Consider the following 14,982-nt stretch of genomic DNA (forward strand, 5'->3'; position numbering starts at 1 on the left):
GGTAGTTCAGTCGGTTAGAATACCGGCCTGTCACGCCGGGGGTCGCGGGTTCGAGTCCCGTCCGCTGCGCCATATTTGAGTCACAAGCCCCTTGAACGCTTGTGATACGCAAAAAGCCTGCCTTGTGCAGGTTTTTTTGTGCGCCTGTGTTTTGTGGGTTTTCAATAGCGTGGGAGCGGGCAAGCCCGCTCCCACAAGGGATAATTACCAGTGGCTTAGAAATCCCAGCGCGTGCTGACCATGACGTTACGCGGATCCCCGTAATACGACGAGTTATAGAAACCGATGTTGGTGTAATACGACTTGTCGAACACGTTGTTCAGATTGACCGTGGCCGAGAGGTTTTCGCTGATCTGGTAACGGGCCATCAAGTCCACCAGCCAGTACGGGTCTTGGGAAAACTTCTCCACGGTGCCGCCCTTGTTCCAGTTGGTCAGCATCTGCCAACCTGTGCCCTGCCAGCGCACACCGCCGCCCACGGTGAGTTTGTCCAGAGGCCCGGTCAGCTTGTAGCTGGTGTACAGGTTGATCTGGTCTTCCGGCTCCCACGTTGACACCTTTTTGCCACCCTGTTCGCGGCTGACCTTGTGCGTATAACCCGCCTGCAATTGCCAGCCAGGTAACAGTTCGCCGGAAATTTCTGCTTCGTAACCCTTAGTCGTCGCCTTGATGCCTTTGTAGGCGTAGTCGATGTCCGGGTTGGTGGGGCGGGCGTTGTAGGCGGTGTCTGCTTCTGGGCGGTTATCTTGGTGTACTTCGAAATAGGCCAAGCTTGAATTCAGACGGCCATCAAAGAACTCACCTTTTAAACCAATCTCGTAGTTGGTGCCTTCATCGGGTTCAAGCATTTTGTTGTCGCGGTTGCGGTAGTACGACTGCGGCAGAAAAATCTCTGTGTAGCTGGCGTAGGCCGAGATGTTTTCATTGATGTCGTAGATGATCCCGGCATACGGCAACACCTTGCCAGTGTCTTTAGCTTGGCTGGTGCCGGTTAGGGTGTAATTGGTCACCCGCGTCCCGAGCAGCAATGTCAGGTCATCGGCCAAGCTGAAACGCCCGGTGATGTAAGTACCGGTCTGGCGTGTGGTTTCGTCGTTTTTCGAGGTTCTACTGCCCCAGTCCGGCTCAAGTGCGTCGCCGTCCCAGTTGTAGTAGTCGTAGGCGTTATCAATCATGATCGCGTTGGTGTAGTCGTTGCCGGTCCAGTGCGAACGGGATACCGAGCCGCCAATCACCAATTGATGTTCGCGGCCCAGCAAGTCGAACGGGCCGGTGGCGTAAAGGTCGCCGCTGTCGCTGACGTATTCACCGGTGTACTTGCGCGCCAATATCGGCGCCAAGCCTGTGGTCGCGTCCGGATCGAGCAGCGCTCCGAGTGGAGCGTTGTAGCCGTTAATTTGGTGGTTGTACTGGGCTTTAGCGACCCAGCCATTGTCAAAGTTGTGTTCCAGCGTGGCGAACGCGGTGCGCGTGTATTGCTTCCAACTGCTCCATTTGGTGCCGTTGTTGAATGAGCGCGGGGTGCTGATGGACTCACCTGCGGAGTTATACAGCGAGGCGCTGCCTGACCAACTGGAGCCTTTGGGATTGTTGTCTTGGTAATCGGCGCCAAGGGTCAGTAGGGTGTCTGGGTCTAGATCGACTTCAAGAATCCCGTAATACACTTCGCTGTCGCGTTTGTAATGATCCATAAACGAGTGCTTGTCTTGGTAGGCCGCTACCGCTCGGCCGCGCACATTGCCGCTTTCGGTCAACGGCCCGCTGACATCAATTTCTGAGCGGTAGTTGTCCCAAGAACCTGCGCCCAAATCAATGTGGGCTTTGAACTCACGGGTGGGCTTTTTACGCACCATATTGATCGTACCGCCGGGTCCGCCTGCGCCGGTGAGCAAGCCTGTTGCTCCCTTGAGAATTTCAACGCGGTCGTAAATAGCGGTATCCGTCAGGGTATGCCCGGCGGAATACTGCGGATCTTGTAGGATTGGGATACCGTCGTACTGGAAGTTTTTGATCGCAAAGCCGCGTGAGTAATAGCTAGTGCGGTCACTGTCGTATGTGGCTACGGTGATGCCGGGGGTGTGGCGCATCACGTCATCAATCGAGTTGAGACCGAAATCGTCCATCGCCTGGCGCGTAACCACCGAAATCGACTGCGGTGTTTCACGCGGTGTCAGCACCATGCGCGTTGCCGTAGCGATACTGCCGGGAGTGTAGGAGCCCGAGCCTTCAGTGATTGTACCCAGTTGGTTGGCGCTGACCTGAGTCGCGCCCAATTCCAACGCGCTGCCAGCGGTGGGCAGTGCATCGAGGGTGTAGCCATTGGCGCCTTTGACCACGGTATAACCGCTGCCGCTCAACAGCGTTTCAAAGCCGCTTTGTTCGTTGTACACCCCATGCAAGCCAGGTGTCGTCAGGCCGTCGAGGGTGTGCGATTGAAAAATAATCGCCACTCCCGCCTGTTGAGCGAAGCGGTTTAATGCGCTGCTCAGCGGGCCAGCGGGAATATCGTAGGTCTGCACGGCTGTTTGTGCCTGAGCCATCGAAGTACTTAGAACACCTGCCGCCGAGGCCACAATCAAATGAATGGCCAAGGTTAACGGCTTGCAGCCGCGAGGGCTAAAACGCCCGCGTGGGTGGGAGGAAATCAGCATGGAGAGCGCAATCCTTTATGGGTCTGTATACCTTCCTTGACGGCTGACATTGAAAAAGCGGAACGAATGCGAATTATTATTTTTTAGAAATCGGCAATTGGCTAACCACAATCAGCCACGGGGTGTAGGTTTTAATGCTCAGCGGCAGTGTTTGCGCGATCAATTGCAATGCTCGGTCGGTGTCGTCCAGAGGTAAAACGGCCGTCACACGCAAAGCCTCCATGGCCGCTCGATCAAACTGCAGATGGCCGCGTCGGTGGCGAGAGATTTCATCCAGCACCTGTGACAGCGGCTGGTCATCAATCACCAATTGGTGTCGACGCCACGCTTCATCGATGCTGGCGGGGTCTACGCTGCCAGACAGTTTCACGCTGTTGCGGTTGATCAGGGCGCGTGAACCAGCGTCGACTTCAAGGGTTTGCTGTTCGTCGGCGCTTTGCGCTGCCACACGGGACTGCAGCATGCTCAGTACCGTGGTGTCTGCTTGGCGGTTGACCACAAAGCGGGTGCCGAGGGCGCGCATGCGGCCTTGTTCGGTTTGGACGATAAAAGGGCGTGAATTGTCATGCGCGACATCGACCAACACCTCACCCTGGAGCAATTCGATCCGTCGCTCAGTACTGTTGAAATACACGTTGACCGCGCTGGTTCCGCTGAGCGTCAGGGTGGAGTTGTCGGCCAAGTGCAGCGTCTTCCAGTCATTGGGGCCGGTACTGATATCTGCTAGCCAGCGTTCGGGGTAATGGCTTTTTAAGGTCAAGGTGACGGGAAGCGTCAAGCAGACCGCGATCGCGACTGCGCGCAGTACCCGTTTGCGTGAAGTTGCGGGTTTGCGTCCTTGGAAGGCCGCATTGAGCGCGGCCTTGGCGGGTGCTGATTGTTTACGCAGCGATTGCAGGCGACTGATAGCGTCTTGCATGCGTTGAGCGGCGGCCGCATGTTGCGGGCTCTGCAGTTTCCAGCACTCAAACTCTAGACGCGCAGCGTCGCTGAAGCCTTCTTCGTGCAGACGCAGCATCCACTCGGCGGCTTGCTCATCGACGCTTTGGCGAGACGCTGACATCAGGTGTCCAGACTGTGGCTGCAATGCAGTAAGGCTTGAATCAGATACTTGCGCACGGTGCGATCAGACAACCCGAGTTGGCGGGCGATTTGGCTTTGGGTCAGGCCGTCCAAGTAATACAGCACAAACGATTGGCGGACATTGTCGTGCATGCCTTCGAGCATAAACGCAATGTGTTCAAGGGCTTCTAGAGTACAGAGGATTTGCTCGGGGGACTGGAAGCCTTCAAGTGCTTCGGCGGTCAGTGCCAGTTCTTGCAGATAAGCGTTTTCGATGTGTTTGCGGCGTGCTTGATCAATGATCAAGCGCCGGGCGGTGGTGCTTAAGAACGCTCGAGGCTCGCGTAAGGTGGCGACAGATTCGCGGGCATTGAGAATTCGGGCGAATGTGTCCTGAGCCAAGTCGGCTGCATTTTGCGCGCAACCGAGTTTTCTGCGCAGCCAGCCAAGCAGCCAGCCATGGTGTTCACAGTACAGGTCTGAAATCGCGGCTTGGAACGGAGGTTCACCCGAAGACATAAAATGTAGCTCAAACGTTATTGAGAATTATTGCTAATTCTGAACGCAAGTCTGGGGTAAACGCAAGCTAGGCTTTGTGGTGGCGCGATCAATTAAAAAAGCAAAAGATCGCAGCCTTCGGCAGCTCCTACAAAGATTTACTGTTTGGCGATCAAGTTACCGGCGTGCAGGCCACATTCTTTTTGCGTGGCTTCTTCCCACCACCAACGGCCTTCGCGCTCGTGCTGGTTTGGTAAGACTGGGCGAGTGCAGGGTTCGCAGCCGATGCTGATAAAACCGCGCTCATGCAGGCTGTTGTACGGCAGCTCTAGCATGCGGATGTAGCCCCAAACTTCTTCGCTGGTCATCTGCGCCAACGGGTTGAATTTGTACAGCGTGCGCTCTGGTGTCGAGAACGCGCCGTCAATTTCCAGTGCGGCCACTTGGCTGCGAGTGCCCGGGCTTTGGTCACGGCGCTGGCCGGTTGCCCAGGCTTTAACGGTTGATAATTTACGGCGCAAAGGCTGGATTTTGCGCACGCCGCAGCATTCGCCGTGGCCGTCTTTATAAAAGCTGAATAAGCCTTTTTCTTTGACGAACGGTTCCAGTTTGCTTTGGTCGGGGGAGATCAACTCGATCTGGATCTTGTAGTGATCGCGCACTTGTTCGATAAAACGGTAGGTTTCGGGGTGCAGACGTCCGGTGTCGAGGCTGAACACTTTGACGTTTTTGTTCAGTTTCCAGGCCATGTCTACCAGCACCACATCTTCGGCGCCGCTGAAGGAAATCCAAAGCTCGTCACCAAAGTGTTCAAAAGCGAGTTTGAGAATATCCTGCGGGGACTTGCTGGCGTATGTCGCGGCTTTTTCCGCGACGTCGAACGGGTGGCTCATCAGGCGGTTTCCTACGGTGAATGGCGCTTGGCGCTCTCTAGTGGGCGGATGGTAGCAAAAACTGCGGGCTACAGGGTTTGCAGTGTGTCGAGCAACACCTTTACTTTGGTGATCGACTCTTGGTACTCATCCTGCCACTGAGAGTCAGCCACGATCCCGCCACCGCCCCAGCAATTCACCCGGCCATCTTTAATGAGCAGGCTGCGAATAGCGATAGAGCTGTCCATTTCTCCGCGCACATCCAAGTACAACAAAGAGCCGCAGTAAATACCGCGGCGGGTTGGTTCCAGTTCATCAATGATCTGCATTGCACGGATTTTCGGGGCGCCGGTAATGGAGCCGCCGGGAAAACTGTTGCCGATCAGGTCTAACGCGTCTTTGCCGGGGGCCAATTCGGCGGTGACGCTGCTCACCAAATGGTGAACGTTGGGGTAGCTTTCGAGGGCGATCAACTGCGGCACACTGACCGAGCCGATACGGCAAGTGCGCCCCAAGTCATTGCGCAATAAGTCGACGATCATCAGGTTTTCAGCACGATCCTTAGTGCTGGCTAACAATTGGGCGGCGTTCGCCGCATCTTCGGCAGGGGTTTTGCCCCGTGGACGAGTGCCTTTAATTGGGCGAGTTTCGACCTGTTGCTGGCTAACATGGACAAAGCGCTCGGGCGACAGGCTCACAATCGCGTTGTTCTCGGGCAAGCTGATAAAACCTGAAAATGGTGTTGGGCAGGCGCTGCGCAACGCGCAATAGGCGGTCCAGGCATCACCCTCGCAATGGGCGCTAAATCGCTGGGTGTAATTGACTTGATAACAGTCGCCCGCCTGAATGTAGTGCTGAATTTTTTCGAGAGAATGCTGGTAAAACTCGGCGCTGATATCGGGCTGCATCGGGTGTTTGAGGCTAAAGGCTGCGCTCTTTATCGGCTGCGGATGGGTGAACAATTGAATCAGCCGCTCGCGCTCATTGACCGCTAGGCTTGGGTGAAACACCAGTTGGCTGGTGGCAGTTTGGTGGTCACTGACCAGCGCCCAAGCATACAGCCCGAGTTGCGCGTCCGGCAGTTGCAGGTCATTGAGCGACTGCGTGGGCAACTGTTCAAGTTGGCGGCCAAAGTCGTAACTCAGGTAGCCGATCAAACCGCCGACAAAGGGTAATTCATAAGGCGCTGGCAGTTGCGCGTTGCCCAATTGCTTGAGTGCATCACGTAGGCGCTGTAAAAAATCGCGCCCTGATTCATCCGGGTGCACGCTCAGCGTTTCAATTGGCCATGCGCTCAACAGGTCATACCGCCCGCGATCTGCAATGGGGCGGCCACTGTCCAGCAACACCGCGCTTGGCGCATGGCGGATCGCTGCAAAATAGTCAGCAGGGTTTGGGTTGTAAGGCAGGGGGTGTACAGAGCAGGTCAACATGCGACGCCAATCAGCCAACGGAGCGGGGTGCTGATTGTAGTCCTGTGTAGGACGTCTAGGCTATGTGGCCGTGTGGGAGCGGCCGGTCGACGCTCGATTACTCGCGATCTTTTAAAAAGATCGCGAGTAAGTTCGTTCCTACGCGGTCATTACTCGTTTTGGTGAATATGCCCGAACAGCTCTTGGGTAAAGCGCACGCGTTCTTCTGGGGTCTCTTTGATGCCTTTGGCCGCCAGTTCGGCGAGACGGGCTTCAACGGCGTGCGTGCGTAGCGTCAGGCCGCAGTTGTTGGCGATCTGGATGTTCAGGCCCGGGCGGGCATTGAGTTCGAGAATCAAGGGGCCTTTGTCTTGATCGAGCACCATGTCGACACCGATGTAACCCAGGCCACACAACTCATAGCAACCGGCAGCCAGCTTCATAAAGCCGTCCCAGTTGGGCAGTTGCACGCCGTCTACCGCATTGGTGGTGTCCGGGTGTTTGCTGATGATGTTGTTTAGCCAGGTGCCGCGCAAGGTCAGGCCGGTTGCCAGGTCGACCCCCACACCGATTGCACCTTGGTGCAGGTTAGCCTTGCCGCCCGATTGACGGGTAGGCAAGCGCAGCATGGCCATTACCGGGTAACCCATGAGCACGATGATGCGGATATCCGGCACGCCCTCATAGCTGATGCTTTTGAAGATCTGGTCGGGTGTGACGCGGTACTCGATAAGTGCCCGGTCGCGGTGACCGCCTAACGAATAAAGGCCGGTCAGGATGCTTGAAATCTGATGCTGGATTTCTTCGTGGCTGATGATCTTGCCCGAAACGGTTCGGAAGCGATCTTCGAACCGGTCGGCAATCACTAAAATCCCATCACCGCCCGCGCCTTGCGCAGGCTTGACCACGAAGTCTGTGCGGCCGCCGATGATGTCATCGAGTTTTTCGATTTCTTTCTCGGTGGAAATCACCCCGAACATTTCTGGTACTTGAATACCGGCTTCGATGGCGCGCTCTTTGGTGATGATCTTGTCATCCACAATCGGGTACAAGCTGCGTTTGTTGTACTTGAGTACGTAGTCCGCATTGCGCCGATTGATGCCCATGATGCCTTTGGCTTCTAGCGCCTTCCAGGTCTTCCAGAGGCCAAACATTAGGAATCCGCCTTCAAGAACGCTTTAAAGCGAATCAGTTCGGTGAGGCGGTACCCGCGGTAGCGACCCATTGCCAGCATGAAGGCTACCAGCAGTAGCAGCACAGCCGGGAAAGTGAACACGAAGTACACCAACTCAGGAATGCTCATGACCAGATAGGCCAATGTCGCCGCGAACAGTGTGCCGATTGCGACTTTCATCGCGTGACCGCCGCCACGCTCTTCCCACGTAATAGAGAGACGTTCGATGGTCATGGTCAGAATCACCATCGGGAACAGCGCCACAGACAATCCGCGTTCCAAGCCCAATTTATGACTGAACAGGCTGATAGCAGCGATCAGGATCACCACGAAGGTCAATACCACAGACAGCCGTGGCAGCATTTGTAACTTCAAATGCTCCAGATAGGAGCGCAGCATCAAGCCGAGCGCCGTTATCACCGTAAACAGGATGATCCCGAACTCCAGTTGGGTTTCGCGGAACGCCAGCGCAATCAGTACCGGGGTAAATGTACCGAGGGTTTGCAGGCCGATCAGGTTACGCATAACGAGGATCACCAGCACGCCAATCGGGATCATCACCATGATCATGAAGGTTTGCTGGGTTTGCAGCGGCAAGCCGTACAGCGAGTATTCGAGGAAGTTGGCGTCGGTGTTTTCGTCAGTCAACTTGGCCAAGCGAATAGCGTTCATTTCGCTGTTATTGAGGCTGAACGTTACGTTAGGTTTTTTGCCGCCATCCATGCTGATCAACGGCTCGTCGCCAATCCACCACAGCAGGCGGTCAGACGGCAGTCCTTGCTGACCGGTTTCCGGGTTGAAATACAACCAGTCGTTGCCGTTGAAACTGCGCAGCCACAGCTCAGGGTTTTGCGGTTGGTCGGCGACCAAACGGATGGTGTGGACTTTTTCCATTGGCACGTGGGCAATCGACAGCAGCAATTCGATCACTTGGGCCTTATGCGCAGTGGACGGGTCGCCCGCCAACAGCAGTTTTACGTTGTCATCGTTCGGATTGTTAACCCGTTTAATCGTCTCGCCAATAAAGGTTTCAACGTCCGCTGAGTGCTGGCGAATTGGCGCTAGCAGCGCTTCGGCGGCGATTTTTTCAGGGCCTTCGACGGCGATGCTGTCGCGAAATACCGGCCCTTTGACCTTGGTTTTGTCGCCCGTATAGCGTTTGGTCAACACCAATCGGTAGTAAAGGGTTTGCTTGCCGCTCACCCGACGCGCTGACCACGTGACCTTGCGATTGTCATCGACCCGATTAACGCTCACCCCGTAGTTATTGGAGATAAAGCTCTCGTTGAGGCTGACGTAATCGCGGTTCAGCGGTGGCACAAACATCTGGATCTTGACTGGATCTTTGGCGCTGGCCACGAACTCGATCTTGGCGTCGATATTCCACAGGTCATCAGTGGCGTCTTCGGTCACGGGAATGCCGATGACGAAAATCTGATAGGCGGTAATCGAAACGCCCAGCACCACGAGGATGGTGATCAAGATTTTCAGGTGAAGGGTAAGAGCGCGCATTTCAATTACTCTGCGGTTTGAGCGTTAACGACGCAGGCAGGCTTGCCAGCAGCGTATTTAAGACTTGGGTCGACCAGCGCATCAAAGCGTTTTAGTGCCTCGGAGCCAATCAACAGCGGGTATTGGAACGCACTTCGGTCGGTCAAGTTCACTTCGATGGTGCGTAAAGCTTTGCCCATACAAATTTGTAGGCTGATGACCGGGCGCGAGGTGTAGTTTTTATCGGCCTGTGGATCGTAGTCACCGGAACGGCGTTTGATCTTACTGACGCGGGCCAGCGGGCGCTCGATAGGATGAGAGTGGGCGTCGTCGATGGCCAGATAAAAGCGAACCCAGCTTTCACCGTCTCGTTTGAAGCGTTTGATGTCCCGCGCACTGAGGGAGGCGGTTTTGGCGCCGGTATCGAGCTTGGCGGCAACTAACAGGTCAATCCCGGCCAGCTCTGCATATTCATTAAGGCCGTACACGGTCTTTTCGGCGCCAAGGCTTAGACCTGGCAGAGACAGTAGGCAGAGAAAGGTGAAGAAGGTCGTAAATTTCATAAATCGAGGCGAGATCTCTTGCAATCTTCAGTTCAAGGCGACTGGCAGGGGCGCAAGTTTCCTCGTGCGGCTGCCCTCAAGTGGGGGGCAGGGCGGATGCGGCGGCATTCTAACATGATGGTTTTATGGCGCCAGCGTTCGCGCCTTCAACCACGTATTAAAGGGTGTCGATTAAACCAAGGTCGTAAGCCGTGATTGTCGACAATCGTAAATTTTCCTTTGACTGATAGTCCTTAAATGGCTAGTTTTAGCGCTATTGATTTCAAAGGTGTCGACAATATGCAGCAAGCACTGGACGCGGCCGTGATTGCCCAAGATGACTCGGAAACCCTCTCCGAGAACGTCTTTCGACGCATTCAGGCGGCTATTGTTCAAGGTGATATCGCGCCGGGCAGCAAGATCTCCGAACCTGAGTTAGCCCGCACCTATGGCATCAGCCGTGGCCCACTGCGTGAGGCGATTCACCGCCTTGAAGGTCAGCGCTTACTGGTTCGCGTCCCGCATGTGGGGGCTAGAGTCGTTTCGTTGAGCCATGCAGAGCTGATCGAGCTTTATGAAATCCGTGAATCCCTAGAAGGCATGGCTTGTCGCCTAGCCGCTGAGCGCATGAGTGACGAAGACATCGCCCAGCTTCGCGAAGTACTTCTAACCCATGAGCGGGATGAAGCATTTCAGGCGGGTGTCGGGTATTACCAGCAAGAAGGCGACTTTGATTTTCATTACAAAATTATTCAAGGCAGCGGCAATCGCACGCTGACCCAAATGCTCTGTGGTGAGTTGTATCAATTGGTGCGCATGTATCGCATCCAGTTTTCTGCCACCCCCAACCGCCCGCACCAAGCATTTGCCGAGCATCACCGCATTCTTGATGCCATTGCCGATCGCGACGGCGAACTGGCCGAGTTATTGATGCGCCGCCACATCGGCGCCTCTAAACGCAATATTGCGCGTCACTACCAAGACAGCGCCCAGCCGACAGCCACTCCACGAGGTGAGTCATGAGCAATAAAAATAGTCCAGGCCAACGTTTCCGTGATGCAGTCGCCAGCGAGCACCCGCTGCAAGTGGTCGGAGCGATTAACGCCAACCACGCATTGCTGGCCAAGCGTGCAGGTTTTAAGGCGATTTACCTGTCAGGTGGCGGTGTTGCCGCAGGCTCTTTGGGCGTGCCGGATTTGGGCATTACCGGCCTGGACGATGTGCTGACTGACGTTCGTCGTATTACCGACGTGTGCGACTTACCGCTGTTGGTCGACGTGGACACAGGCTTTGGTTCGTCATTCTTTAACGTTTCACGCACCGTGAAGTCGATGATCAAGTTTGGCGCTGCGGCGATTCATATTGAAGACCAGGTCGGCGCCAAGCGCTGCGGCCATCGTCCCAACAAAGAAATCGTTTCGCAGCAAGAAATGGTTGACCGTATTAAGGCTGCGGTTGATGCGCGGACCGATGACAGTTTCGTCATCATGGCGCGAACCGATGCACTGGCGGTAGAAGGTCTAGAGTCGGCGCTTGAGCGTGCTGCAGCATGCGTTGAAGCCGGTGCAGACATGGTGTTCCCGGAAGCAATCACTGAGCTGGACATGTACAAGTTGTTTGCTGACCGCGTGAAGGCGCCCATTTTGGCCAACATCACCGAGTTCGGCGCGACGCCGCTGTACACCACCGAGCAACTGGCCAGCGTCGACGTATCGCTGGTGCTCTACCCGCTGTCGGCGTTCCGCGCCATGAACAAGGCCGCAGAAAACGTCTACGGCGCCATCCGTCGCGACGGCACTCAGCAGAACGTAATCGACACCATGCAAACCCGCATGGAGCTTTACGATGCCATCAGCTATCACGAATTCGAGCAAAAGCTCGACGCGTTGTTTGCCGCGAAAAAATAAGGATCAAACGATCGCAGCCTGCGGCTGCTCCTACGAGAGCATCCAAGATTTCTATAACAACTGCCGTAGGCTGCGATCTTTGAAGCAATTCCCGAATAGCCTGAATAAACACAACTTGCCGAATCCCTAACAAATTCAAGATTGGAGAGCGCAATGGCCGAAGCAAAAGTATTGAGTGGTGCCGGACTACGTGGCCAAGTGGCCGGGCAAACAGCCTTGTCGACTGTCGGTCAGGAAGGTGCGGGCCTCACTTATCGTGGTTATGACGTCCGTGAGCTGGCGGCTGACGCCCGCTTTGAAGAAGTGGCTTACCTGCTGCTGTACGGCAACCTACCTACTCAAACCGAGCTAACGGCCTACACGGCCAAGCTCAAAACCCTACGCGACTTGCCACAAGCGCTGAAAGAAGTGCTGGAGCGCATACCTGCTGACGCGCACCCGATGGACGTGATGCGCACCGGTTGCTCGTTCTTGGGCAATCTGGAGCCCGAGAAAGACTTCTCTGAGCAATTGGACAAGACCGACCGCCTGCTGGCCGCCTTCCCGGCGATCATGTGTTATTGGTATCGCTTCAGCCACGAAGGCAAACGCATCGAGTGCGTGAGCGATGAAGAGTCGATTGGCGGTCACTTCCTGCACTTGCTGCACGGTAAGAAACCCAGCGAATTGCACGTCAAAGTGATGAACGTGTCGCTGATCCTTTACGCCGAGCATGAATTCAATGCTTCGACGTTTACCGCGCGGGTCTGTGCGTCGACCTTGTCCGATCTGTATTCGTGCATCACTGCGGCTATCGGTTCGCTGCGCGGCCCGCTGCACGGTGGCGCCAACGAAGCGGCAATGGAAATGATCGAGCGCTTTGCTTCAGCTGACGAGGCGGTAGAAGGCACCCTCGGCATGCTGGCGCGCAAAGACAAGATCATGGGCTTTGGCCATGCGATCTACAAAGACAGCGACCCGCGTAACGAGGTGATCAAGGGCTGGTCGAAAAAGCTCGCTGACGAGGTGGGCGATACCGTGCTGTTCCCAGTCTCCGAAGCCATCGACAACACGATGTGGGAGCAAAAGAAGCTGTTCCCGAATGCCGACTTCTACCATGCCTCGGCGTACCACTTCATGGGCATCCCGACCAAGCTGTTCACCCCGATCTTTGTCTGCTCCCGCCTGACCGGCTGGGCTGCGCATGTGTTTGAGCAGCGCGCCAACAATCGAATCATTCGTCCAAGCGCCGAGTACATCGGTGTTGAACAGCGCAAGTTCGTGCCAATCGAACGTCGCTGATAAGTAGGGTATCCCCCTGTAGGAGCGAGTTTCTCACGATCGTGAGACAAGCTAACTCCTACAGGTTAGGACGAACCCTCCGACCTAACCGTGATCGAGTTCCGCACCCATGAATACTGAATTTCGTAAAACGCTGCCGGGCACTCGGCTGGATTACTTCGACACCCGTGCGGCGGTCGATGCGATCAAACCCGGTGCTTACGACACCCTGCCTTATACCGCTCGCGTGCTGGCCGAAAACCTGGTGCGGCGCTGCGATCCAACCACCCTGAATGCCTCCCTCGGCCAGTTGATTGAGCGCAAGCGCGACCTCGACTTCCCGTGGTTTCCGGCGCGTGTGGTGTGCCATGACATTTTGGGCCAGACCGCATTGGTCGACTTGGCGGGGCTGCGAGACGCCATCGCTCAGCAAGGTGGCGACCCAGCGCAAGTCAACCCGGTGGTGCCGACGCAACTGATCGTCGATCACTCGCTGGCGGTGGAGTGTGGCGGCTACGACCCGGACGCGTTTGAAAAAAACCGCGCCATTGAAGATCGTCGTAACGAAGACCGCTTCCACTTTATCGAGTGGACCAAAAAAGCCTTCAAAAACGTCGATGTGATCCCGCCGGGCAACGGCATCATGCACCAGATCAATCTGGAGAAAATGTCCCCGGTGATTCAGGTGCGCGATGGCGTGGCCTTCCCGGACACGTGCGTGGGCACCGACAGCCATACCCCGCATGTCGATTCGCTGGGCGTTATTGCCATTGGCGTGGGCGGCTTAGAAGCAGAAAGCGTGATGCTGGGCCGCGCCTCATGGATGCGCCTCCCAGAAATCGTGGGTGTGGAACTGACTGGCAAGTTGCAACCCGGCATTACCGCCACTGACATGGTGTTGGCGCTGACCGAGTTCCTGCGCAAGCAAAAAGTCGTGGGTGCGTGGTTGGAGTTCTACGGCGAAGGCGCATCGGCGCTGACCTTGGGCGATCGTGCGACTATTTCCAACATGGCCCCGGAATACGGTGCTACCGCGGCGATGTTCTATATCGACCAGCAAACCATTGACTACCTCAAACTGACGGGGCGTGAAGACCAGCAAGTGCAGTTGGTCGAGCACTACGCCAAGGTCAACGGGTTATGGGCGGACAGCCTTAAAGGTGCGCAGTACGAGCGCAACCTGAGCTTTGATCTATCAACGGTGGTGCGCAACATGGCTGGCCCGAGCAACCCGCATGCACGGGTAGCAACCAGCGATTTGGCGAACAAAGGGATTGCCGGGCAATGGGACGACGTGCCGGGGCAAATGCCCGATGGCGCGGTGATCATCGCCGCGATCACCAGTTGCACCAATACCAGCAACCCGCGCAACGTGATTGCCGCCGGATTGCTCGCACGCAATGCCAATAAGCTAGGGCTGACTCGCAAGCCTTGGGTCAAATCCTCGTTGGCGCCCGGCTCGAAAACCGTGGCCCTGTACCTGGACGAGGCGGGCCTGACAGACGAACTGGAGCAACTGGGCTTTGGTGTTGTGGCTTTTGCCTGCACGACCTGCAACGGTATGTCGGGGGCGCTTGAGCCTGCGATTCAGCAAGAAATCATTGACCGCGACCTGTATGCGACAGCAGTGCTGTCGGGTAACCGCAACTTTGACGGGCGAATCCACCCGTACGCCAAGCAAGCGTTCTTGGCGTCTCCGCCGTTGGTGGTGGCCTATGCGATTGCCGGGACCATCCGTTTTGATATCGAAAAAGACGTATTGGGTCTGGATGCTCAAGGCAATGAAATCCGCCTCAAAGACCTCTGGCCGAGCGATGAAGAAATCGACGCCGTGGTGAAAGCATCGGTGAAGCCGGAGCAGTTCCGTCAGGTCTACATCCCGATGTTTGCCATCCATGAAGACACCGGCCCGAAAGTCGAGCCGCTGTACGACTGGCGCCCGCAAAGCACTTACATCCGCCGACCGCCGTATTGGGAAGGCGCGCTGGCCGGTGCGCGTCCGCTCAAGGGCATGCGCCCGCTGGCGGTGCTGCCGGACAACATCACAACTGACCACTTGTCACCGTCCAACGCGATCATGCTCAACAGCGCGGCGGGGGAGTACTTGGCCAAC

Annotated in this window: 12 protein-coding genes; 4 read left to right on the top strand and 8 right to left on the bottom strand. The window is 56.1% G+C overall.

The genetic code is table 11. From position 1 onward, the window contains the following. Positions 1–215 precede the first annotated feature (215 nt). The 8 genes from AQS70_RS01615 to rloA all read right to left on the bottom strand — a co-directional run bounded on the left by AQS70_RS01615 (position 216) and on the right by rloA (position 9,723). Positions 216–2,651 (bottom strand): TonB-dependent siderophore receptor, encoded by a 2,436-nt coding sequence (locus AQS70_RS01615; RefSeq protein WP_055101197.1) that lies wholly within the window; start codon positions 2,649–2,651, stop codon positions 216–218. Positions 2,652–2,727: 76 nt separating this feature from the next. Next, complete coding sequence (locus AQS70_RS01620; RefSeq protein ID WP_055101198.1) at positions 2,728–3,714, bottom strand: FecR family protein; 987 nt, start codon at positions 3,712–3,714, stop codon at positions 2,728–2,730. After that, positions 3,714–4,232 (bottom strand): sigma-70 family RNA polymerase sigma factor, encoded by a 519-nt coding sequence (locus AQS70_RS01625; protein WP_055101199.1) that lies wholly within the window; start codon positions 4,230–4,232, stop codon positions 3,714–3,716. The genes AQS70_RS01620 and AQS70_RS01625 overlap by 1 nt, the downstream gene beginning before the upstream one ends. A gap of 137 nt (positions 4,233–4,369) precedes the next feature. Further along, positions 4,370–5,104 carry a phosphoadenylyl-sulfate reductase gene (locus tag AQS70_RS01630; RefSeq protein ID WP_055101200.1) on the bottom strand — a complete coding sequence of 245 codons (735 nt, stop codon included), beginning with the start codon at positions 5,102–5,104 and terminating at the stop codon, positions 4,370–4,372. 68 nt (positions 5,105–5,172) lie between these two features. After that, on the bottom strand, positions 5,173–6,516 hold the full coding sequence (pabB, locus tag AQS70_RS01635; RefSeq protein WP_055101201.1) for an aminodeoxychorismate synthase component I: 1,344 nt from the start codon (positions 6,514–6,516) through the stop codon (positions 5,173–5,175). Between the two features lie 149 nt (positions 6,517–6,665). Next, entirely contained in the window at positions 6,666–7,649 is a 984-nt protein-coding gene (locus AQS70_RS01640; RefSeq protein WP_055101202.1) for an alpha-L-glutamate ligase-like protein, read from the bottom strand. After that, a complete protein-coding gene (rloB, locus tag AQS70_RS01645) occupies positions 7,649–9,181 on the bottom strand; it encodes an osmotic stress tolerance membrane protein RloB (protein WP_055101203.1) in 1,533 nt (510 codons plus the stop codon). Before rloB ends, AQS70_RS01640 begins: the two co-directional genes overlap by 1 nt. Positions 9,182–9,186: 5 nt before the next feature. Continuing rightward, the gene (gene rloA, locus AQS70_RS01650; RefSeq protein WP_055101204.1) at positions 9,187–9,723 is read right to left on the bottom strand and encodes a retropepsin-like aspartic peptidase RloA; all 537 of its coding nucleotides are present in this window, start codon (positions 9,721–9,723) and stop codon (positions 9,187–9,189) included. 279 nt (positions 9,724–10,002) lie between these two features. Between rloA and AQS70_RS01655 the strand changes: the two genes are divergently transcribed. The 4 genes from AQS70_RS01655 to acnA all read left to right on the top strand — a co-directional run. Next, positions 10,003–10,725 (top strand): GntR family transcriptional regulator, encoded by a 723-nt coding sequence (locus AQS70_RS01655; RefSeq protein ID WP_055101208.1) that lies wholly within the window; start codon positions 10,003–10,005, stop codon positions 10,723–10,725. Further along, a complete protein-coding gene (prpB, locus tag AQS70_RS01660) occupies positions 10,722–11,609 on the top strand; it encodes a methylisocitrate lyase (protein WP_055101205.1) in 888 nt (295 codons plus the stop codon). The genes AQS70_RS01655 and prpB overlap by 4 nt, the downstream gene beginning before the upstream one ends. A 153-nt stretch (positions 11,610–11,762) precedes the next feature. Continuing rightward, on the top strand, positions 11,763–12,890 hold the full coding sequence (gene prpC / locus AQS70_RS01665) for a bifunctional 2-methylcitrate synthase/citrate synthase (RefSeq protein WP_055101206.1): 1,128 nt from the start codon (positions 11,763–11,765) through the stop codon (positions 12,888–12,890). A gap of 109 nt (positions 12,891–12,999) precedes the next feature. Beyond that, on the top strand, positions 13,000–14,982 hold a 1,983-nt coding region (gene acnA, locus AQS70_RS01670), incomplete at its 3' end, for an aconitate hydratase AcnA (protein ID WP_055101207.1).

This window comes from Pseudomonas endophytica, assembly GCF_001411475.1.
GTDB classification, from domain to species: Bacteria; Pseudomonadota; Gammaproteobacteria; order Pseudomonadales; family Pseudomonadaceae; genus Aquipseudomonas; species Aquipseudomonas endophytica.